This is a genomic window from Pseudomonas sp. RIT-PI-q, from assembly GCF_001297125.1.
Classification (GTDB): Bacteria; Pseudomonadota; Gammaproteobacteria; order Pseudomonadales; family Pseudomonadaceae; genus Aquipseudomonas.
In genome coordinates, this window is sequence record NZ_LHPC01000044.1 from 99,703 (window position 1) to 119,739 (window position 20,037).

Annotated in this window: 19 protein-coding genes and 1 other RNA gene; 16 read left to right on the forward strand and 4 right to left on the reverse strand. The window is 60.6% G+C overall.

The features are described from left to right. Nucleotides 1-27 precede the first annotated feature (27 nt). Both AEQ67_RS23500 and AEQ67_RS23505 read left to right on the forward strand, forming a co-directional pair. A complete protein-coding gene (locus tag AEQ67_RS23500; protein ID WP_008155978.1) occupies nucleotides 28-645 on the forward strand; it encodes a glutathione S-transferase N-terminal domain-containing protein in 618 nt (205 codons plus the stop codon). A 16-nt stretch (nucleotides 646-661) separates the two neighbouring features. Beyond that, on the forward strand, nucleotides 662-1,075 hold the full coding sequence (locus AEQ67_RS23505; protein WP_059406200.1) for a ClpXP protease specificity-enhancing factor: 414 nt from the start codon (nucleotides 662-664) through the stop codon (nucleotides 1,073-1,075). Nucleotides 1,076-1,251: 176 nt separating this feature from the next. Here AEQ67_RS23505 and AEQ67_RS23510 read toward each other — a convergent pair whose 3' ends face one another. The 4 genes from AEQ67_RS23510 to AEQ67_RS23525 form a co-directional block, all read right to left on the reverse strand. Then, the gene (locus tag AEQ67_RS23510; protein ID WP_059406201.1) at nucleotides 1,252-1,833 is read right to left on the reverse strand and encodes a BON domain-containing protein; all 582 of its coding nucleotides are present in this window, start codon (nucleotides 1,831-1,833) and stop codon (nucleotides 1,252-1,254) included. After that, nucleotides 1,830-2,423, reverse strand: coding sequence for a phosphoheptose isomerase (locus tag AEQ67_RS23515; protein ID WP_007972584.1), 594 nt, complete (start codon nucleotides 2,421-2,423; stop codon nucleotides 1,830-1,832). Before AEQ67_RS23515 ends, AEQ67_RS23510 begins: the two co-directional genes overlap by 4 nt. A 104-nt stretch (nucleotides 2,424-2,527) precedes the next feature. Then, nucleotides 2,528-2,890 carry a YraN family protein gene (locus AEQ67_RS23520; RefSeq protein WP_059406202.1) on the reverse strand — a complete coding sequence of 121 codons (363 nt, stop codon included), beginning with the start codon at nucleotides 2,888-2,890 and terminating at the stop codon, nucleotides 2,528-2,530. Further along, on the reverse strand, nucleotides 2,890-4,701 hold the full coding sequence (locus tag AEQ67_RS23525) for a penicillin-binding protein activator (RefSeq protein WP_059406203.1): 1,812 nt from the start codon (nucleotides 4,699-4,701) through the stop codon (nucleotides 2,890-2,892). Before AEQ67_RS23525 ends, AEQ67_RS23520 begins: the two co-directional genes overlap by 1 nt. Nucleotides 4,702-4,877: 176 nt before the next feature. On the opposite strand from AEQ67_RS23525, the gene rsmI reads away from it, so the two are divergent. From rsmI to AEQ67_RS23595, 14 genes are all read left to right on the forward strand, one after another. Next, nucleotides 4,878-5,783: a 16S rRNA (cytidine(1402)-2'-O)-methyltransferase gene (gene rsmI / locus AEQ67_RS23530; RefSeq protein WP_161807483.1), complete on the forward strand. Its 906-nt coding sequence runs from the start codon at nucleotides 4,878-4,880 to the stop codon at nucleotides 5,781-5,783. 75 nt (nucleotides 5,784-5,858) lie between these two features. After that, an RNA gene (gene rnpB, locus AEQ67_RS23535) (RNase P RNA component class A) lies at nucleotides 5,859-6,212 on the forward strand. A gap of 446 nt (nucleotides 6,213-6,658) precedes the next feature. After that, nucleotides 6,659-7,114: a division/cell wall cluster transcriptional repressor MraZ gene (gene mraZ, locus AEQ67_RS23540; RefSeq protein WP_008147486.1), complete on the forward strand. Its 456-nt coding sequence runs from the start codon at nucleotides 6,659-6,661 to the stop codon at nucleotides 7,112-7,114. Further along, nucleotides 7,111-8,058 (forward strand): 16S rRNA (cytosine(1402)-N(4))-methyltransferase RsmH, encoded by a 948-nt coding sequence (gene rsmH, locus AEQ67_RS23545; protein WP_059406204.1) that lies wholly within the window; start codon nucleotides 7,111-7,113, stop codon nucleotides 8,056-8,058. The genes mraZ and rsmH overlap by 4 nt, the downstream gene beginning before the upstream one ends. Further along, nucleotides 8,055-8,348, forward strand: a complete 294-nt coding sequence (ftsL, locus tag AEQ67_RS23550; protein WP_030129814.1) for a cell division protein FtsL — start codon at nucleotides 8,055-8,057, stop codon at nucleotides 8,346-8,348. The genes rsmH and ftsL overlap by 4 nt, the downstream gene beginning before the upstream one ends. Next, nucleotides 8,348-10,087, forward strand: a complete 1,740-nt coding sequence (locus AEQ67_RS23555) for a peptidoglycan D,D-transpeptidase FtsI family protein (RefSeq protein ID WP_177333678.1) — start codon at nucleotides 8,348-8,350, stop codon at nucleotides 10,085-10,087. Before ftsL ends, AEQ67_RS23555 begins: the two co-directional genes overlap by 1 nt. Then, a complete protein-coding gene (locus AEQ67_RS23560; protein WP_059406206.1) occupies nucleotides 10,087-11,550 on the forward strand; it encodes a UDP-N-acetylmuramoyl-L-alanyl-D-glutamate--2,6-diaminopimelate ligase in 1,464 nt (487 codons plus the stop codon). The genes AEQ67_RS23555 and AEQ67_RS23560 overlap by 1 nt, the downstream gene beginning before the upstream one ends. Beyond that, on the forward strand, nucleotides 11,543-12,910 hold the full coding sequence (locus tag AEQ67_RS23565) for a UDP-N-acetylmuramoyl-tripeptide--D-alanyl-D-alanine ligase (RefSeq protein ID WP_059406207.1): 1,368 nt from the start codon (nucleotides 11,543-11,545) through the stop codon (nucleotides 12,908-12,910). Before AEQ67_RS23560 ends, AEQ67_RS23565 begins: the two co-directional genes overlap by 8 nt. Continuing rightward, nucleotides 12,910-13,992 (forward strand): phospho-N-acetylmuramoyl-pentapeptide-transferase, encoded by a 1,083-nt coding sequence (gene mraY, locus AEQ67_RS23570; protein ID WP_016773275.1) that lies wholly within the window; start codon nucleotides 12,910-12,912, stop codon nucleotides 13,990-13,992. The genes AEQ67_RS23565 and mraY overlap by 1 nt, the downstream gene beginning before the upstream one ends. Before the next feature lie 5 nt (nucleotides 13,993-13,997). Beyond that, the gene (murD, locus tag AEQ67_RS23575) at nucleotides 13,998-15,344 is read left to right on the forward strand and encodes a UDP-N-acetylmuramoyl-L-alanine--D-glutamate ligase (protein ID WP_059406208.1); all 1,347 of its coding nucleotides are present in this window, start codon (nucleotides 13,998-14,000) and stop codon (nucleotides 15,342-15,344) included. Next, nucleotides 15,341-16,558, forward strand: coding sequence for a putative lipid II flippase FtsW (ftsW, locus tag AEQ67_RS23580; RefSeq protein ID WP_059406209.1), 1,218 nt, complete (start codon nucleotides 15,341-15,343; stop codon nucleotides 16,556-16,558). Before murD ends, ftsW begins: the two co-directional genes overlap by 4 nt. Then, complete coding sequence (gene murG, locus AEQ67_RS23585; protein WP_059406210.1) at nucleotides 16,548-17,618, forward strand: undecaprenyldiphospho-muramoylpentapeptide beta-N-acetylglucosaminyltransferase; 1,071 nt, start codon at nucleotides 16,548-16,550, stop codon at nucleotides 17,616-17,618. Before ftsW ends, murG begins: the two co-directional genes overlap by 11 nt. After that, a complete protein-coding gene (gene murC, locus AEQ67_RS23590; protein WP_059406211.1) occupies nucleotides 17,611-19,071 on the forward strand; it encodes a UDP-N-acetylmuramate--L-alanine ligase in 1,461 nt (486 codons plus the stop codon). Before murG ends, murC begins: the two co-directional genes overlap by 8 nt. Continuing rightward, complete coding sequence (locus AEQ67_RS23595) at nucleotides 19,068-20,036, forward strand: D-alanine--D-alanine ligase (RefSeq protein WP_059406212.1); 969 nt, start codon at nucleotides 19,068-19,070, stop codon at nucleotides 20,034-20,036. Before murC ends, AEQ67_RS23595 begins: the two co-directional genes overlap by 4 nt. The last annotated feature ends 1 nt before the right edge of the window (nucleotide 20,037 follow it).

Genomic DNA, 20,037 nt, shown 5'->3' on the forward strand with positions numbered 1-20,037 from the left:
TAATTTCAACAAGCGAGGAGGACCGCCATGGGCGTGACCAATCGGTTGGCCTGTTACTCCGACCCCGCCGACCACTATTCCCACCGAGTGCGCATCGTACTTGCAGAGAAGGGTGTCAGCGCCGAGATCATTTACGTGGAAGCTGGTCGCCAGCCGCCTAAACTGATTGAAGTGAACCCTTACGGCAGCTTGCCCACCCTGGTCGATCGTGACCTGGCGTTGTGGGAGTCGACCGTGGTGATGGAATATCTGGATGAGCGTTACCCGCACCCGCCGTTACTGCCGGTTTATCCAGTGGCGCGTGCCAACAGCCGTCTACTGATTCATCGTATTCAGCGTGACTGGTGTGGCCTGGTGGATCTGATCCTGGATTCCCGGTCCAAGGAAGCAGCCCGTGTCGTGGCTCGTAAAGAGCTGCGCGAAAGCCTGACTGGCGTGTCGCCGTTGTTTGCCGACAAGCCGTTTTTCCTCAGTGAGGAACAAAGTCTGGTGGATTGCTGCCTATTGCCAATACTCTGGCGATTGCCGATTCTGGGTATAGAACTGCCGCGGCCTGCCAAGCCGCTGCTTGATTATATGGAGCGCTCGTTTGCGCGTGAGGCTTTCCAGGCGAGTCTGTCTGGTGTCGAACGCGATATGCGCTAAGGCTTAAGGAGCCGCTATGAACTCCAGTCGACCTTATCTGGTCCGCGCGCTCTACGAGTGGATTGTGGACAACGATTGCACCCCGCACATGCTGGTCAATTCCGAGTATCCGTCGGTGCAGGTGCCTCAGGGTTTCGCCAGTGACGGACAGATTGTCCTGAACGTATCGCCGGCCGCCGTGCGCCATATGCACATGGACAACGAAGCGGTCAGCTTCGAAGGGCGCTTCGGTGGCGTGCCGCACACGCTGTACGTGCCTATCGCATCGATCCTGGGCATTTACGCCCGGGAGAACGGTCAGGGCATGGTGTTTGATCTGGAATCGCCTATGGAAGACGAGGAAGAGATCGAGCCGGATGACGATATCCCGCCACCCGACAGCGAGCCGCCGCGGCCAAGCGGTCGACCGAGTTTGAAGGTGGTGAAGTAATAAAAAAGGCGATCCGAATGGATCGCCTTTTTTATTACTTCACCACCTTCAAACCGTGTAGGAGCTGTCGAGAGAAACGAGGCTGCGATCTTTTGATTTTGATTTTGATTTTTAAGATCAAAAGATCGCAGCCTCGTTTCTCTCGACAGCTCCTACACAGCTCCTACAGATCGGTATCAGTCGATGTATTCGAACAGCTTCACGATCTTCTGCACGCCAGAAACGCCTTGCACCAGATTGGTCGCCTGGGCAGCTTCCTGCTTGGTCAGCAGACCCAGCAAATAGACGATGCCGTTCTCGGTCACCACCTTGATGCGCGAACCCGGGATGTTCGGGTCGGTGAGCATCTGCGTCTTGATCTTGGAGGTCAGCCAGGTGTCGTTCTGGCGGGCAAGGAAGCCGGAAGGTGGCAGCACTTGCAGTTCGTTGTGCACCGTCTTCACCCGCTGAACCGCAGCAGCGGCCTGTTCGGCCTTGGCCTTGAGGTCGGCGCGCGGGGTTTGCCCGGCGAGCAGCACGACGCCGTTGAAGCTGGTAACGACGATGTGCGAGTCGTTGTCCAGGGCCGGATCGGCCTTGGCGATGTTCACACCAACCTTGGTGTCGATCAGGGAGTCGTCGATCTTGCTGCCGAAGGTGCGGGTGCCGCGGTCATCTTCAATCGGCGCTTCACGGCTGGCGTTCACCACCGAGGTGCAGCCGCTGATGCCGACGAGGCACAGGGTCAAGGCCAGTAGGCCTAGGCGATTAGGGGTCATTCTTCACTCCCGAACAGTTGGCTGTCGATCAAGTCGCAAAGGCAATGGATCGCCAGCAGGTGGACTTCCTGAATACGTGCAGTGACGTTGGCCGGTACGCGAATCTCAACGTCCTCGGGCAAAAGCAGTGACGCCATGCCGCCGCCGTCACGACCCGTCAATGCTACGACAATCATTTCGCGATCATGTGCGGCCTGGATCGCTTGAATTATGTTTGCCGAGTTGCCGCTGGTGGAAATGGCCAGCAATACGTCACCCGGCTGGCCAAGGGCGCGGATCTGTTTGGAGAAGATTTCGTTGTAGCTGTAGTCGTTGGCGATCGAGGTGATCGTCGAGCTGTCGGTGGTCAGCGCGATGGCTGGCAGGCTCGGGCGTTCGCGTTCGAAGCGGTTAAGCAGCTCGGACGAGAAGTGCTGGGCATCGCCGGCAGAGCCGCCGTTGCCGCAGGAGAGCATTTTGCCTTCGTTGAGCAAGGCGTTGACCATGACCTGGCTGGCTTGCTCGATGTGCGGTGCAAGTACTTCCATCGCCTGTTGCTTGGTGTCGATACTGGCCTGAAAAAGCTGGCGAATTCGGGATTGCATGTCCATCTGTGTGACCTTAATTAGCGCGGCTACTCGGCACATGAATGTGCAGCCCGCAAAGCAAAGAGCAAAAGTGTTGGGTGAAAGTGTCCGGTTCGGGACGTGCGCGATCAGCTGTCGAAGGCATTCTGCAACCAGTTCAACTGATCGAGGTTGCTGTCGATGGCAACCACGTCGAAACGGCAAGGGGAATTGGCCCAACGCGACTCGCGCTGAAGAAAATACTGCGCGGCAAAAATCAGTTTCTGCCGTTTGCGCTCATCGATGCTATCGAGCGCGCCACCCCATTGAGTGTTTTTTCTGTAGCGAACTTCAACGAATACTACTGTATCGCCATCAAGCATGACCAGATCAAGCTCGCCGCGTTTACACAACCAGTTCTGCGCCAGTAGGCGCAGACCTCGTTGTTGAAGATGCTCGAGCGCATGCCGCTCGGCATCTTTACCGCTTTGCTGGCGTGACCTGTCGGGCATCAGCGCGGGGTGTCCGGCAGGCGTTGAACCTGGCCGTTGACGAACTGCGCCCATGGCAACTGGCGCACGACTCGTTGGTTTTGAGTCATGCCCAGGCTGCCCGATTGACCCTCGATGCGGCTGTCCGGCAAGGCCTTGAGCTGGCCCAGGCGCGGCGCCAGGCGATAGGCATCAACACCCATCGCGTAGAGGCGGCCGAGGCTGCCACCGGCCTGTGGCCATTGTGCAGTGACCTGTTTACGCAGTGGATCATTGGCATCCAGCAACCATGGGGTTTCGCAGAAGCGAATGCCGTTCATGTCGTTGTACTGGTTGACGTCGCCGCTGGCGCTGAACACGTGGGACGTGGCGTAAACCGGCACGTCACCCGCGTATTGGAAGTTCAGGGTCGGCTTGATCTGCTGGGCCTGCTGAGGCGTGGCGGCCAGGAAGATGAACTCGATGTCCTGGCGACGCGAAGGCTGGGCCGCTACCTGCCCACCCACGGTGCTTTGCAGGCTCTTGGCGCGGCCTTCGCTCTGACGCAGCTGGAACATGTCGGCAATCTGCTGCGCCAGTTGCACTGGCTGGTCGACGCGTTCGGTAGCGACAATGCTGCCACCGTTGGCCTGCCAGTCCTGGCTGAACGCCTTGAGAACGCGATCGCCCCATTCGCCTTTCGGCACCATGATCGCGGCGCGATGCAGGCCGTCGGCGCGAGCACGGCGGGACACTTCGCGGGCTTCGTCTTCAGCGGCAAGGCCGAACTGGAACAGCTGGGCCGGACCTTGTTCGCCTTCGCTGTAGTTCAGCGCCAGGGTAGTGATCGGCAGTTGCGGGCGAGTGCTGAGCTGTTTGACCAGCGGCTTCTCCAGCGGGCCGACCACTAATTGCACGCCGTCGGCCTGCGCCTTGCGATAGAACTCGTCCATCGACGTCAGCTTGGAGCTGTCATAAAACTCGATGGCTGGCGGCTTCTGCCCGGCTTGTTGGGCCTGGTAATGAGCGGCCATGAAGCCTTCACGCAGTGCTTTACCGACCGAGGCCAGCGGACCGTCTTGCGGCAGCAGCAGGGCGATTTTCCCCAGCGGCTGGCTGGCCAGTTCCTTGAGCTTGGTCAGTGGCAGCGGCAATTGAATGGCGGCCGGGTGCTTCGGATTCTGTGCGCGCCAGTTGTCGATTGCGGCTTGTTGCTGTTCCAGGGTGCCGGCAGATTTCACGGCCAGCGCCAGGCCCATCCAGCCGCCGAGGTCATCGGTGGTGGTCGGTTGCAATTGATCGGTCGGCAGCGAAGCGATCAGGGTCCAGATCGCTTCGTGGTTTTTGCTCGCCGCTTCACCTTCCAGCATCGGCGCAATAAAGATGCGCTCGCGTGCGGCAGCCAGGGTCTGGCCATCGGCTTCAAGGGCGCGGGCGTGAACGGTGCCGGTGCGAACCTGTTGCTCGACGGGCAGTTCGCTCAGGCGTTGCAGGCTCGGATGACTCAAGGCCGTCAGCGCCGCTTTGGGCTGATTGCGGACCATTGCCAGCTCAGCCGCCAGGGTGCTGGCGAAGACCTGCGGGCCAGGCTTGAGTGTTTCGACCGGCACTTGTTGCAGGATTTGCGCGGACTGGCCGGCATTACCCTGACGATAGGCCAGGTCTGCCGCGCTCAGGCGCAATAGAGCCGCTTCTTCCGGCGTTTTGCTTTTGGCGGCCTGGTCGAGCAGCTGCTCGATACTGGCATCCGGGGTGCGTGGAAGTTCGCCAAGGCTGGAAGAGGGCGAGCTGGCGCAAGCCGCCAGCAAGGCAGCGAGGCAGAGGGCAGTGAACAGCCGCAGGCAAGCGATCATGTAGTGTTCCTGATACTCGATCAAATTAGCGTGGAATTGTACCCAAGCACTGGCCGGGGCGCGATGTTACTGGCGTGAATCGATCAATTTAGCTCATGCAAATGTTGCAGCGCTGCAAGAAACGCTGTGAAACCAAGGGTTGCTTGCGCGTATCGCGAACGTCGCTACGCGCTACAATGGCGACTTTTACCGATCATGAGGTGTGCGCTTTGACTGCTCCAGGTGCTTTGAATTCCGCTGCTGGCTCGCTTTATGTGGTGGCGACGCCCATTGGCAACCTGGACGACATCAGTGCGCGTGCCCTGAAAATCCTGCGTGACGTTGCGTTGATCGCCGCCGAAGACACCCGCCACTCCCAGCGGCTGATGCAGCATTTCGGCATTCCCACGCCGCTGGCGGCCTGCCATGAACACAACGAGCGGGATGAAGGTAGCCGCTTTATCACCCGTTTGCTGGCGGGCGACGATGTGGCGCTGATCTCCGATGCCGGGACGCCGCTGATTTCCGATCCGGGTTATCACCTGGTGCGACAGGCACGTGCTGCGGGAATTAACGTGGTGCCGGTTCCGGGAGCCTGCGCATTGATCGCGGCGTTGTCGGCAGCGGGTCTGCCGTCGGACCGTTTCATCTTCGAAGGTTTCCTGCCGGCCAAGGCGGTGGGGCGGCGCGCACGTCTTGAATTGGTCAAGGAAGAGCAGCGCACGCTGATTTTCTATGAGGCGCCGCACCGCATCCTTGAATGCCTGCAAGACATGGAGCTGGTCTTCGGTGGCGAACGTCCGGCGTTGCTTGCGCGTGAAATCACTAAAACCTTCGAAACCCTCAAGGGATTGCCGTTGGCCGAGCTGCGCGAATTTGTCGAGTCGGACAGCAATCAGCAGCGCGGTGAATGCGTGGTGTTGGTCGCGGGCTGGTCTGCACCCGAGACCGAGGACGCAGTCAGTAGCGAAGCAATGCGCATTTTGAACCTGTTGCTTGAAGAGATGCCCCTTAAGCGCGCAGCCGCGTTGGCGGCGCAAATTACCGGGGAGCGTAAGAATGTGCTCTATCAGGTCGCGCTGGATCGACAGAAAGGCGAGTAAAACCCGACGCGCAGGCATGGCTGAAGGCGTTTAGCGCTTGTTCTTCGGCCGCTCTGCCGTTAACCTTCGCGGCGGAGAGTCGATCGGACAGTCGCTGCCCTCTATGAAAATTAGGGGGGGGAGGAAAGTCCGGGCTCCATAGGGCGAAGTGCCAGGTAATGCCTGGGAGGCGTGAGCCTACGGAAAGTGCCACAGAAAATAACCGCCTAAGCGCTTCGGCGCCGGTAAGGGTGAAAAGGTGCGGTAAGAGCGCACCGCACGTCTGGCAACAGTTCGTGGCTAGGTAAACCCCACTTGGAGCAAGACCAAATAGGGTCCCAAGGCGTGGCCCGCGCTGGGACCGGGTAGGTTGCTAAAGATGTCCAGTGATGGCCATCGTAGACGAATGACTGTTCAAGACAGAACCCGGCTTACAGATCGACTCTCCACCTTTTTCTTTCCCTCTGCTTTAATCATGAGCAGGGCGTTGGCAGTAACAAATTCTCTCCTAGTACAATGATTGGCAGAAGGGTTGTGTGATATCGATTGGCCTGCTCTGGGAGCAATAAAACAACGGTCCCGCGGCATCGATTTCCGTCCTTGCACAATCCATCGCAGAACCCCATTTGTAATACCAAAAAAATCTTACTCTTAACAAACTACTTTAACTTCTGAACGCAGCCTTCTGTGCTGGTTCAAGTTATTGGGCAGATTCATACGCCGAATTCTCGTTACCCCTCCTTTTACGCTCCTAAATCTCAGTTCTGTAAGGGTTTTCCTTGAATCCGCGCCTTGACGGTGCGGTGGCCGCATTCCTATAGTGTGCGCAAGTGGCGGAAAGTGGCATGAAGTGGGTTTTTTGAGCTCAAAACGCTAAAATTTGGAGAAACGCTGACGTGTTTCGCGGAGCCAACGCTATCAGTCTCGACGCAAAGGGCCGTCTCGCCATGCCGAGCCGGTATCGTGACGAGCTTGTTTCGCGTAGTTCCGGTCAGTTAATCGTCACAATCGATGCCGTTGATCCGTGTTTGTGTGTTTACCCCCTCGATGAGTGGGAAATTATTGAAACCAAACTGCGCGCACTGCCTTCGCTTCGCGAAGAGAACCGCCGCCTGCAACGTTTACTGATTGGTAATGCCGTCGACCTCGAGCTCGATGGCAGTGGTCGTTTTCTGGTTCCGCCACGTCTGCGTGAATATGCCAAGTTGGATAAGCGCGCGATGTTGGTAGGCCAACTGAACAAGTTCCAATTGTGGGACGAGGATGCCTGGGATGCGGTTTCTGCCGCTGACCTGGCTGCTATTCAACAACCGGGCGCTATGCCTGATGAACTGCGTGATTTGATCCTGTGACTATTGATAGCGGCTTTAACCACATCACCGTACTGCTCGACGAAGCCGTAGAGGCTCTCGCCGTACGTCCTGATGGCTGCTATCTGGACGGTACGTTCGGGCGCGGCGGACACAGCCGGTTGATCCTCAGTCAGCTCGGTCCCGATGGTCGGGTGCTCGGATTTGACAAAGATCCTCAAGCGATTGCCACCGGGCAAACGCTAGCGGCCGAAGACGGCCGCTTTGTCGTTGTGCAGCGCAGCTTTGCCGAGCTTGGTTCGGAAGTCGCCGAGCGCGGTCTGGACGGCAAGGTCAGCGGCGTTTTGCTCGACCTGGGCGTGTCCTCGCCACAGCTCGACGACCCTGAACGCGGTTTCAGTTTTCTCAATGATGGCCCGTTGGACATGCGCATGGACCCGTCCCGCGGGATCAGTGCTGCCGAATTCGTCAACACCGCTCCGGTAGAAGAAATCGCCCGGGTGTTCAAGGAATATGGCGAAGAGCGTTTCTCCGGGCGCATGGCGCGTGCCGTGGCCGAGCGTCGCGACATCAAGCCGTTCGAACGCACTGGCGACCTGGCTGAAGTCCTGAAAGTCGCCAACCCGGCGTGGGAGAAGGGCAAGAACCCGGCGACCCGCGCGTTCCAGGGCCTGCGTATTCACGTCAACAACGAACTGGGCGATCTGGAAGCCGGCCTTGAAGCCGCGCTGGCCTGCCTGGAAATCGGTGGCCGTCTGGTGGTCATCAGCTTCCATTCGCTGGAAGACCGCATCGTCAAACTGTTCATGCGCAAACTGGTGAAGGGTGAAGCCGACAACCTGCCGCGCAACCTGCCGGTACGTCACGTCGCCTTCGAACCAATAATCAAAATCCATGGCAAAGCGCAGTCCGCCTCCGAGGCCGAACTCAAAGCCAACCCACGTTCCCGTAGCGCCGTCATGCGCGTGGCGGAGAAGCTAAGGTGAGCAAGCTTTTCGCCAAGCCACTTCCCGGCGGAAGCTTTTTCATGCTGCTGCTGTTTGTCGGCGTGCTCGTGTCGGCCATCGGCGTGTCGTACAGCGCTCACTGGAACCGTCAACTGTTGAACTCGCTGTACAACGAGTTGAGCGTGCGCGACAAGGCGCAGGCGGAATGGGGTCGGTTGATTCTCGAACAGAGCACCTGGACCGCCCACAGCCGTATCGAAGTCCTGGCAACCGAGCAACTGAAGATGCGCATCCCCGGCGCCGCTGAAGTGCAGATGGTGGCGCCATGATGAAACTCGAAGGCGCACTCTTTCCATGGCGCTTCCGCCTGGTGCTGGGTTTGCTCGGCGTCATGGTGGCGGCGATTACCTGGCGCATCATTGACCTGCAAGTCATCGACCGTGCCTTCCTCAAGGGGCAGGGCGATGCGCGCAGCGTTCGTCATATCCCGATTCCGGCTCACCGTGGTCTGATTACTGACCGTAACGGCGAGCCGTTGGCTGTGAGTACCCCGGTGACCACCCTGTGGGCCAACGCCAAGGAAATGCAGCTGGCCAAAGAGAAGTGGCCGGCACTGGCGGCGGCTCTCGGCCAAGACCCTAAAGCCCTGTCCGAGCGTCTCGAAGCCCAGGCCAACAAAGAATTCATTTACCTGGTGCGCGGCCTCACCCCCGAGCAAGGCCAGTCTGTGCTCGACCTGAAAGTACCGGGCGTCTACGGCATCGAGGAATTCCGGCGTTTCTACCCGGCCGGTGAAGTCACTGCCCACATGGTCGGATTTACCGACATCGATGACCACGGTCGTGAAGGGGTCGAACTGGCCTATGACGAATGGCTCGCCGGCGTCCCCGGCAAGCGACAGGTCATCAAGGATCGGCGCGGCCGACTTATCAAGGATGTCCAGGTCACCAAAAACGCCAAGGCCGGCAAGCCCTTGGCGCTGTCCATTGACCTGCGCCTGCAATACCTGGCCAACCGCGAATTGCGTAACGCAATCATCGAGAACGGCGCCAAGGCCGGCAGCCTGGTGATCATGGACGTCAAGACCGGCGAAATCCTCGCCATGGTCAACCAGCCGACCTACAACCCGAACAACCGTCGCAACCTGCAACCGGCGATGATGCGTAACCGCGCGATGATCGCCGTGTTCGAGCCGGGTTCGACCATGAAAGCGATTTCCATGAGCGCCGCGATTGAAACCGGACGCTGGAAACCGAGCGATACCGTCGAGGTGTACCCGGGCACCTTGCAGATTGGTAAATACACCATCAAGGACGTTTCCAAGTCTGAAGGCCCGGTGCTCGACCTGACCGGCATCCTGATCAACTCCAGTAACGTCGGCATGAGTAAGGTCGCGTTCGATATCGGCGGCGAAACGATTTTCCGCCTGGCGCAGAAAGTCGGCCTCGGCCAGGACACCGGCCTCGGCTTCCCGGGCGAGCGCGTTGGCAACCTGCCCAACTACCGCGAATGGCGCAAGGCTGAAACCGCCACGCTGTCCTACGGCTACGGTATTTCCGTGACGGCGATCCAGTTGGTCCACGCTTTCTCGGCCCTGGCCAACAACGGTCGCCTCGCGCCGTTGACGCTGATCAAAACCGACAAGCCGGCGCAAACCACCCAGGTATTGCCGGAAGCTGTCGCGAAAACCATGCAAGGCATGTTGACCCAAGTGATCGAGGCCCCACGCGGAGTATTCCGTGCGCAGGTGCCGGCGTATCACGTGGCTGGCAAGTCGGGTACGGCGCGTAAGACGTCGGTGGGCACCAAAGGCTACGCCGAGAATTCCTACCGCTCTCTGTTCGCCGGTTTCGGTCCGATGAGCGATCCGCGCTACGCGATCGTGGTGGTGATCGACGAACCAACTAAAGCCGGCTATTTCGGTGGTCTGGTCTCGGCGCCGGTGTTCAGCAAAGTGATGTCCGGGACGTTGCGCCTGATGAACATCACCCCGGACAACCTGCCGCCGACCCAACAAGCCAATGCAACACCGGTCGTTCCGCTGAAAGCCAATGGAGGGCGCGGCTGATGTCTCTGAGTCTGAACAAGATTTTCGCCCACGCCGGTCGCGATCTGTTGATCCGCGAGCTGGCGCTGGACAGCCGCAACGTGCGGGCTGGCGATCTGTTTCTCGCCGTCCCCGGCGGCAAGTTCGACGGCCGTGCGCACATCGCCGACGCCTTGCAGCGCGGCGCTGCTGCCGTGGCTTATGAAGTCGAAGGCGCCACCGTGCTGCCGATCACCGATGTGCCGTTGATACCGGTCAAAGGCCTGGCTGCGCAGCTGTCGGACATCGCCGGGCGTTTTTACGGTGACCCTAGCCGCCAACTGAACCTGGTCGGCGTGACCGGCACCAACGGTAAAACCAGCGTGACCCAGTTGGTCGCGCAAGCCCTCGACTTGCTCGGCCAGCATTGCGGCATCGTCGGCACCCTGGGCACCGGTTTCTACGGCTCGCTGGAAAGCGGCCTGCACACCACGCCGAACCCGATCGCCGTGCAAGCGACCCTCGCCGACCTGAAAAAGGCCGGCGCCAAAGTCGTGGCCATGGAAGTCTCTTCCCATGGCCTGGATCAGGGGCGCGTCACGGCGCTGGCGTTCAAAGTGGCGGTGATGACCAACCTGTCCCGCGATCACCTGGATTACCACGGCACCATGCAGGCCTACGGCGAAGCCAAGGCCAAGCTGTTTGCCTGGAACGATTTGAAATGCCGGGTGGTGAACCTCGACGACGATTTCGGCCGGCAACTGGCCGCCGAAAAACGCGAATCGCGGTTGATCACCTACAGCCTCGAAGATTCGAGCGCCTACCTGTATTGCCGGGAAGCGCAGTTCGACGACGAAGGCGTGCGCGCCACGTTGGTCACGCCGCAGGGTCAGCACCACTTGCGCAGCACCTTGCTCGGTCGCTTCAACCTGAGCAACGTCCTGGCCGCGGTCGGCGCCTTGCTCGGTCTCGACTACGCGCTGGACGAAATCCTCAAGGTGCTGCCGAAGCTCGAAGGCCCAGCCGGTCGCATGCAGCGTCTTGGCGGCGGCACTCAGCCGTTGGTGGTGGTCGATTACGCCCACACCCCGGATGCGCTGGAAAAGGTCTTGATGGCCCTGCGTCCACACGCCAAAGGTCGCTTGCTGTGCCTGTTCGGTTGCGGCGGCGATCGCGATCGCGGCAAGCGTCCGCTGATGGCAGAAGTGGTCGAGCGTCTGGCCGATGGCGTGTTGGTCACCGACGACAATCCGCGCACTGAAGACCCTGCGGTGATTTTCGATGACATCCGTGCCGGTTTCACCTCTGTGGATAACGTCACTTTCGTCGCGGGTCGTGGCCAGGCAATTGCCCAGTTGATCGCCAGCGCTTCGGCGGATGACGTGATCGTCCTGGCCGGTAAAGGTCACGAGGACTACCAGGAAATCAATGGCCAGCGTCACCCGTTCTCTGATCTGGTCGAGGCCGATCACGCCTTGACCGCGTGGGAGGTGGCCCATGCTTAAAGCCATGAAACTGAGCGAACTGACCGGCGCACTGAATGCCCGTTTGCTGACCGCCGATGCCACGTTCAACGGCGTGAGCATCGACAGTCGCGCGATCCAGCCAGGCCAGCTGTTCATTGCCCTGACCGGTCCGCGCTTCGATGGTCATGACTATCTCAATGACGTCGCGGCAAAAGGCGCCGTGGCGGCGTTGGTCGAGCGCGAAGTCGCCGACAGCACGCTGCCGCAATTGCTGGTGAAAGACACCCGTCACGCGCTCGGTCAACTGGGCGCGCTGAACCGTGCTGCCTACACCCACCCGGTGGCGGCCATCACCGGTTCCAGCGGCAAGACCACGGTCAAGGAAATGCTCGCGAGCATCCTGCGCACCCGTGGTCCGGTACTGGCGACCCGTGGCAACCTGAACAACGACCTCGGCGTTCCGCTGACCCTGCTCGAACTGGCGCCGGAACACACCGCTGCGGTGATCGAACTCGGTGCCTCGCGGCTCGGCGAAATTGCCTACACCGTCGGCATGACCAAGCCTCACGTGGCCATCCTCAACAACGCCGGGACCGCCCACGTTGGTGAGTTCGGCGGGCCGGAAAAAATCGTTGAAGCCAAGGGCGAGATCATTGAAGGGCTGGCAGCCGATGGCGTTGCCGTGCTCAATCTCGACGACAAGGCTTTTCAAATCTGGAAGACCCGCGCCGGCGAGCGCAAGGTACTGACCTTCGCCCTGAGCAATCTCAGCGCCGATTTCTACGCCAGTGACCTGGACCGCGACGCACGCGGTTGCCCGGCGTTCAACCTGCACAGTCCTGAAGGTGTGGAGCGGGTTCAACTGAACCTGCTCGGCACGCATAACGTCGCCAATGCCTTGGCCGCTGCGGCTGCCGCCCATGCCTTGGGCGTGTCGCTGTTCGGCATTGCCACCGGCCTTGGCGCGGTGCAACCGGTCAAGGGGCGCACCGTCGCGCAACTGGCCAGCAATGGCATGCGCGTCATTGATGACACTTACAACGCGAACCCCACCTCGATGTGCGCCGCCGTTGATATACTCGCCGGCTTTTCCGGCCGCACCGTCCTGGTGCTCGGGGATATCGGCGAGTTGGGCGATTGGGCGGAGCAGGGGCACCGCGACGTGGGCGCGTACGCCCGTGGCAAGGTTTCCACGCTTTATGCCGTCGGGCCAAATATGGTTCACGCCGTAAACGCTTTTGGCGAACAGGCTTATCACTTCACCACTCAGGCTGAATTGATCAAGGCCCTCGGCGCCGAGCAAGACACAAACACCACCATTTTGATCAAGGGCTCGCGCAGCGCTGCGATGGAAAACATCGTCGCCGCTTTGTGCGGGACCAGTCTGGAGAAGCATTAATGCTGCTGCTGTTAGCGGAGTATCTACAACAGTTCTACAAAGGCTTCGCGGTCTTCCAGTACCTGACCCTGCGCGGGATCCTCGGTGTGCTGACCGCGCTGGTTTTGTCGCTGTGCTATGGCCCGTGGATGATCCGTACTCTGCAAAACCGTCAGATTGGTCAATCCGTTCGCAACGACGGTCCACAATCGCACCTGTCCAAATCGGGCACTCCGACCATGGGCGGCGCGCTGATTCTTTCGTCCATCGGCGTCAGCACTTTGCTTTGGGCTGACCTGTCCAACCGTTATGTCTGGGTCGTATTGCTGGTGACGTTGCTGTTCGGCGCCATCGGTTGGGTCGACGACTACCGCAAGGTAATCGAGAAGAACTCCCGTGGCTTGCCAAGTCGCTGGAAGTATTTCTGGCAGTCGGTGTTCGGCCTGGGCGCGGCGATCTTCCTTTATATGACTGCGGCGACACCGGTGGAAACCACGCTGATCCTGCCGATGCTCAAGGACTACAGCATTCCGCTGGGCGCAGGCTTCATCGTCCTGACCTATTTCGTGATTGTCGGCTCGAGCAACGCGGTCAACCTGACCGACGGCCTCGACGGTCTGGCGATCATGCCGACAGTGATGGTCGGCGGCGGGCTGGGGATCTTCTGCTACCTGTCGGGTAACGTGAAGTTCGCTGAATACCTGCTGATTCCTTATGTCCCGGGCGCCGGTGAGTTGATCGTGTTCTGCGGCGCGTTGATCGGTGCGGGCCTCGGCTTCCTCTGGTTCAACACATACCCGGCACAAGTTTTCATGGGCGACGTTGGCGCACTGGCGCTGGGCGCGGCCCTGGGCACCATCGCGGTGATCGTCCGTCAGGAAATCGTCCTGTTCATCATGGGCGGTGTGTTCGTGATGGAGACCCTGTCAGTCGTCATTCAGGTTGCCTCCTTTAAGCTGACCGGTCGCCGTGTGTTCCGCATGGCGCCGATTCACCACCACTTTGAACTCAAGGGCTGGCCCGAGCCGCGTGTGATCGTCCGTTTCTGGATCATCACCGTGATTCTGGTATTGGTCGGCCTTGCCACCCTGAAGCTGAGGTAGAACGAGTGTCTCTGATCGCTTCTGACCACTTCCGCATCGTTGTCGGCCTCGGCAAGAGCGGCATGGCCCTGGTTCGCTTCCTGGCGAACCGGGGCACGTCGTTTGCTGTCGCCGATACGCGGGAAAATCCACCGGAACTGGCCACGCTCAAGCGTGACTATCCGCACGTGGAAGTGCGTTGTGGCGAGCTGGACGTCGAATTCCTGTGCCGTGCCGACGAGCTCTACGTGAGCCCCGGCCTGGCACTGGCGACCCCGGCCCTGCAGGCTGCCGCCGCCCGTGGCGTGAAATTGTCCGGCGATATCGAGCTGTTCGCGCGTAACGCGAAGGCGCCGATTGTCGCCATCAGCGGTTCCAACGCGAAAAGCACCGTCACCACCCTGGTGGGCGAGATGGCAGCGGCGGCCGGCAAGCGCGTCGCGGTTGGCGGCAATCTCGGCACTCCGGCGCTGGACCTGCTGAGCGATGACGTCGAGTTGTACGTGATGGAGTTGTCGAGCTTCCAGCTCGAAACCACCGATCAACTCAACGCCGAAGTGGCCACCGTGCTCAACGTCAGCGAAGACCACATGGACCGCTACAGCGGTCTGCCGGCCTATCACCTGGCCAAGCACCGGATCTTCCGTGGGGCCAAGCAGTTCGTGGTCAACCGTCAGGACGCCTTGAGCCGTCCGCTGATGGGCGAGGGCCAGCCGTGCTGGACCTTCGGTTTGAGCAAACCCGATTTCAAGGCATTCGGTATTCGCGAAGAAGACGGCGAGAAGTTTCTGGCCTTCGAATTCCAGAACCTGATGCCGGTCCGCGAGTTGAAGATTCGCGGCGCGCATAACCAGTCCAATGCCCTGGCAGCATTGGCCCTGGGCCACGCTGTCGGCCTGCCGTTTGACGCTATGCTTTCGGCCCTGCGCACATTCGCCGGTCTCGAACACCGTTGCCAGTGGGTTCGCGACCTGGATGGCGTGGGCTACTACAACGATTCAAAAGCCACTAACGTCGGTGCCGCTCTGGCGGCCATCGAAGGCTTGGGCGCGGACATCGAAGGCAAGATCGTGCTGATCGCCGGTGGCGACGGCAAAGGTGCCGAGTTCAATGACTTGCGCGATCCCGTGGCGGTCAACTGCCGCACCGTGATCCTCATGGGCCGCGATTCCGACAAGATCGGTGCGGCCATCGGCGACGCCGTACCGTTGATCCGCGTCGCTTCGCTGGCCGAAGCCGTGGAGCAATGCCGCGCCGCTGCCCAACCGGGAGACGTGGTGCTGCTGTCGCCGGCCTGCGCCAGTTTCGACATGTTCAAGAACTACGAAGACCGTGGTCACCAGTTCGTCCGTGCTGTGGAGGACCTGGTATGAGCCTGAGAAACATCATCAAGCCGTATCCGTCGCCGATCATCACCGGGCGTGGTATCGACCTCGATTTCCCGATGCTCGCCGGTTGCCTGGCGTTGCTCGGCCTTGGGCTGGTGATGATTGCATCGGCCTCGACCGAAGTGGGGGCCGTGCAGTCGGGCAGCGCCCTGTATTACATGATTCGTCACCTTATCTACATTGTGCTGGGCCTTGGCGCCTGCATCGTCACGATGATGATTCCGATTGCCACCTGGCAACGCCTGGGGTGGCTGATGCTGCTCGGTGCGTTCGGTTTGCTGGTGATGGTGATCATCCCGGGGATCGGCCGTGAAGTGAACGGTTCGATGCGCTGGATCGGCTTCAGTTTCTTCAACGTTCAGCCTTCCGAAATCGCCAAGGTATTCGTGGTGATCTACCTCGCCGGTTATCTGGTGCGCCGGCAGAAAGAAGTGCGTGAAAGCTGGATGGGCTTCTTCAAACCGTTCATCGTGCTGCTGCCGATGGCGGGTCTGTTGCTGATGGAGCCGGACTTCGGCGCCACCGTCGTGATGATGGGCGCTGCGGCGGCAATGCTGTTCCTTGGCGGGGTCGGGCTGTTCCGTTTTTCCTTGATGGTGGTCCTGGCGGTCGCGGCGGTAGTGCTGTTGATTCAAGTGCAGCCGTATCGAATGGCGCGCCTGACCAACTTTGCCGATCCATGGGCCGATCAGTTCGGTGCCGGCTATCAGTTGTCTCAAGCATTGATCGCTTTTGGTCGCGGTGAATGGCTGGGCGTTGGCCTGGGCAACAGCGTGCAGAAACAGTTCTACCTGCCGGAAGCGCACACCGACTTCGTGTTCTCGGTCCTGGCTGAAGAACTGGGCGCCGTGGGTTCCCTGTGCACGGTAGCGCTGTTCGTCTTCGTCTGTATTCGTGGCATGTACATCGGTTTTTGGGCCGAGAAAGCCAAGCAATTCTTCGCTGCCTACATCGCGTACGGCCTCTCGTTCCTGTGGATTGGTCAGTTCCTGATCAACATCGGTGTGAACGTCGGTCTGCTGCCGACCAAAGGCCTGACCCTGCCGTTCCTCAGTTATGGCGGTAGTTCGCTGGTGATTTGCTGTGCCTGTCTCGGCTTGTTGCTGCGCATCGAGTGGGAGAGTCGAACCCACCTGGGCAGTGAAGAGATGGAGTTCCATGAGAGTGACTTCGCCGAGGAGCCACCCCATGGGCGCTAACGTATTGATCATGGCGGGCGGCACCGGTGGCCACGTGTTCCCGGCGCTGGCTTGTGCTCGCGAATTCCAGGCCCGCGGTTACACCGTGCACTGGCTCGGGACACCGCGCGGGATCGAGAACGATCTGGTCCCGGCGGCCGGTATTGAACTGCACCGGATCAACGCCAGCGGTCTGCGTGGCAAGGGCAAATTGTCCCTGCTCAAGGCGCCGTTCATGTTGCTCAAGTCGGTCTGGCAGGCGCGGGCGATCATTCGCCAGTTGCGGCCCGTCTGCGTGGTGGGCTTTGGTGGTTACGTGACCGGTCCTGGCGGCGTTGCTGCCAAACTGGCCGGCGTGCCGGTGATCGTTCACGAGCAGAACGCCGTGGCCGGGACCGCCAATCGGCTGCTGGTGCCGTTGGCCGCCCGAGTCTGTGAAGCGTTCCCCGACACCTTTACCCTGTCGGGCAGCCGCCGTACCACCGGTAACCCGGTGCGCACCGAGCTGTTCCTCGAAACACCGCGACCAGCCCTGGCCGGTCGCAAGGCGCGTTTGCTGATCCTCGGCGGAAGCCTGGGCGCAGAACCGTTGAACAAGTTGCTGCCTGAAGCCCTGTCGCAAGTCGCCCCCGACCTGCGTCCGGAAGTGTTTCATCAGGCCGGCAAAAAACACGATGAAGTGACTGCAGAGCGCTATCGCGCGGCTGGCGTCGAGGCGCAAGTGCAGCCTTTCATCAAAGACATGGCCCAAGCCTATGGCTGGGCCGACCTGGTGGTATGTCGCGCAGGCGCGCTGACCATCAGTGAACTGGCCGCTGCCGGTCTGCCCTCGATGCTGGTGCCTTTGCCCCACGCGATCGACGATCACCAGACCCGCAACGCCGATTATTTGGCCCGTGAAGGCGCTGCCTTCCTGATGCCACAAAGAACGACTGGCGCAGCGGATCTTGCCGCACGCCTGACAGAGGTCCTGATGCAACCGCAACGACTCAACGACATGGCCACCGCGGCACGCCGCCTGGCCAAACCCGATGCAACCCGTAACGTGGTCGATACCTGTCTGGAGGTGGCCCATGGTTGAGAATCAGAAAGCCATGCCGCAACCGGAAATGCGCCGCATCCGTCGCATCCACTTCGTCGGTATCGGCGGCGTGGGCATGTGCGGCATTGCCGAAGTGCTGCTGAACCTGGGCTATGAAGTGTCCGGTTCCGACCTGAAAGCTTCGCCGGTGACCGAGCGCCTGGAATCCTTTGGTGCGCAGATCTTTATCGGCCACCGTGCCGAGAACGCCGCGAATGCCGATGTGCTGGTGACCTCGAGTGCCGTGAACACCTCCAACCCGGAAGTCGCCACTGCCCTTGAACGCCGCATTCCGGTGGTGCCGCGTGCCGAAATGCTCGCCGAGTTGATGCGCTACCGCCACGGCATCGCCGTCGCTGGCACCCACGGCAAAACCACCACCACCAGCCTGATCGCTTCGGTGTTCGCCGCCGGTGGCCTGGACCCGACATTCGTGATCGGTGGCCGACTGAATGCCGCGGGCACCAATGCCCAGCTCGGCACCAGCCGTTACCTGATCGCCGAAGCCGACGAAAGCGACGCCAGTTTCCTGCACTTGCAGCCGCTGGTGGCCGTGGTCACCAACATCGACGCCGACCACATGGCGACCTACGACGGTGACTTCAACAAGCTGAAGAAAACCTTTGTCGAGTTCCTCCACAACCTGCCGTTCTATGGCTTGGCAGTGGTGTGCCTGGACGATCCGGTCGTACGTGAAATCCTCCCGCTGGTGAAACGCCCGACGGTCACTTATGGCTTCGGCGATGACTGCGACGTACGCGCCATCAATGTGCGCCAGCAAGGCATGCAGACCTTCTTCACCGTGCTGCGTCCTGATCGCGATCCGCTGGATGTCTCGGTGAACATGCCGGGCAACCACAACGTATTGAACGCGCTGGCAACCATCTGCATCGCCAGCGACGAGGGCGTCAGCGATGAAGCCATCGTCCAGGGCCTGTCCGGGTTCCAGGGTGTTGGCCGACGCTTCCAGGTCTACGGCGAACTGCCGGTAGACGGCGGCAACGTGATGCTGGTCGACGACTATGGTCACCACCCGACCGAAGTCGCGGCCGTGATCAAAGCCGTACGCGGTGGCTGGCCGGAGCGCCGACTGGTGATGGTTTACCAGCCGCACCGTTACAGCCGTACTCGCGACCTCTACGACGATTTCGTCAATGTATTGGCCGACGCCAACGTCCTGCTGCTGATGGAAGTCTACCCGGCCGGTGAAGAGCCGATCCCGGGCGCCGACAGCCGTAAATTGTGCAACAGCATCCGCCAGCGCGGTCAGCTCGACCCGATCTACATCGAGCGCGGTGTCGACCTCGCGCCGATCGTCAAGCCGCTGCTGCGTGCCGGCGACATTCTGTTGTGCCAGGGCGCCGGTGATATCGGTGGTCTCGCACCCAAACTGTTGAAAAGTCCGTTGTTCGCCGGTGCCGTGGCTGCGCCGGTCGAGGGGAAGTTGAAATGACTGCTGCTTACGCCAACCTCGTCTCCACGATTGCGCCGAAAGACTTCGGCCGCGTCGCCGTGCTGTTCGGCGGCAAGAGTGCCGAGCGTGAGGTCTCCCTGAAGTCGGGTAACGCTGTTCTCGACGCGCTGCAAAGCGCCGGCGTGGACGCGTTCGGCCTCGATGTCGGTGATGACCTGCTGCAGCGTCTGCTCAACGAAAAGATCGATCGCGCCTTCATCATCCTCCACGGTCGTGGCGGTGAAGACGGCAGCATGCAGGGCCTGCTCGAATGCCTGGGCATTCCGTACACCGGCAGCGGCATCCTGGCCTCGGCACTGGCGATGGACAAGCTGCGGACCAAACAGGTCTGGCACAGCCTCGGCATTCCGACGCCACGCCACGCGGTACTGACTTCCGAGGCCGATTGTATTTCGGCGGCGACGGAACTGGGCTTCCCTTTGATCGTCAAACCGGCCCATGAAGGTTCAAGTATCGGGATGGCCAAAGTGACCTCTGCGCTCGAGTTGATCGACGCATGGAAAGCGGCCAGTACCTACGATTCGCAAGTGTTGGTCGAGCAATGGATTCAAGGTCCGGAGTTCACCATCGCTACCCTGCGTGACCAGGTGTTGCCACCGATTGCCCTGGGCACGACGCACAGCTTCTACGACTACGACGCCAAGTACGTGGCTTCCGATACCCAGTACCGGATCCCGTGTGGCCTCGACAGCCACAAAGAACAAGAACTGATGGACCTCACGGCAAAAGCCTGTGAGGCGCTGGGTATCGCCGGTTGGGGCAGGGCAGACGTGATGCAGGACGCCGACGGGCAGTTCTGGTTCCTGGAAGTCAACACCGCACCGGGCATGACCGATCACAGCCTGGTGCCGATGGCGGCCCGTGCTGCCGGTCTGGATTTCCAGCAACTGGTTCTGTCGATTCTGGCTGCCAGCATCACCGGCAATGACGAGCCGCGAGGTTAAG

Coding starts and splice junctions, on each gene's coding strand:
- AEQ67_RS23500 (WP_008155978.1), top strand. CDS start 28: ATGGGCGTGACCAATCGGTTGGCCTGTTACTCCGACCCCGCCGACCAC.
- AEQ67_RS23505 (WP_059406200.1), top strand. CDS start 662: ATGAACTCCAGTCGACCTTATCTGGTCCGCGCGCTCTACGAGTGGATT.
- AEQ67_RS23510 (WP_059406201.1), bottom strand. CDS start 1,833: ATGACCCCTAATCGCCTAGGCCTACTGGCCTTGACCCTGTGCCTCGTC.
- AEQ67_RS23515 (WP_007972584.1), bottom strand. CDS start 2,423: ATGGACATGCAATCCCGAATTCGCCAGCTTTTTCAGGCCAGTATCGAC.
- AEQ67_RS23520 (WP_059406202.1), bottom strand. CDS start 2,890: ATGCCCGACAGGTCACGCCAGCAAAGCGGTAAAGATGCCGAGCGGCAT.
- AEQ67_RS23525 (WP_059406203.1), bottom strand. CDS start 4,701: ATGATCGCTTGCCTGCGGCTGTTCACTGCCCTCTGCCTCGCTGCCTTG.
- rsmI (WP_161807483.1), top strand. CDS start 4,878: ATGGCGACTTTTACCGATCATGAGGTGTGCGCTTTGACTGCTCCAGGT.
- AEQ67_RS23555 (WP_177333678.1), top strand. CDS start 8,348: ATGAAACTCGAAGGCGCACTCTTTCCATGGCGCTTCCGCCTGGTGCTG.
- AEQ67_RS23560 (WP_059406206.1), top strand. CDS start 10,087: ATGTCTCTGAGTCTGAACAAGATTTTCGCCCACGCCGGTCGCGATCTG.
- AEQ67_RS23565 (WP_059406207.1), top strand. CDS start 11,543: ATGCTTAAAGCCATGAAACTGAGCGAACTGACCGGCGCACTGAATGCC.
- mraY (WP_016773275.1), top strand. CDS start 12,910: ATGCTGCTGCTGTTAGCGGAGTATCTACAACAGTTCTACAAAGGCTTC.
- ftsW (WP_059406209.1), top strand. CDS start 15,341: ATGAGCCTGAGAAACATCATCAAGCCGTATCCGTCGCCGATCATCACC.
- murG (WP_059406210.1), top strand. CDS start 16,548: ATGGGCGCTAACGTATTGATCATGGCGGGCGGCACCGGTGGCCACGTG.
- murC (WP_059406211.1), top strand. CDS start 17,611: ATGGTTGAGAATCAGAAAGCCATGCCGCAACCGGAAATGCGCCGCATC.
- AEQ67_RS23595 (WP_059406212.1), top strand. CDS start 19,068: ATGACTGCTGCTTACGCCAACCTCGTCTCCACGATTGCGCCGAAAGAC.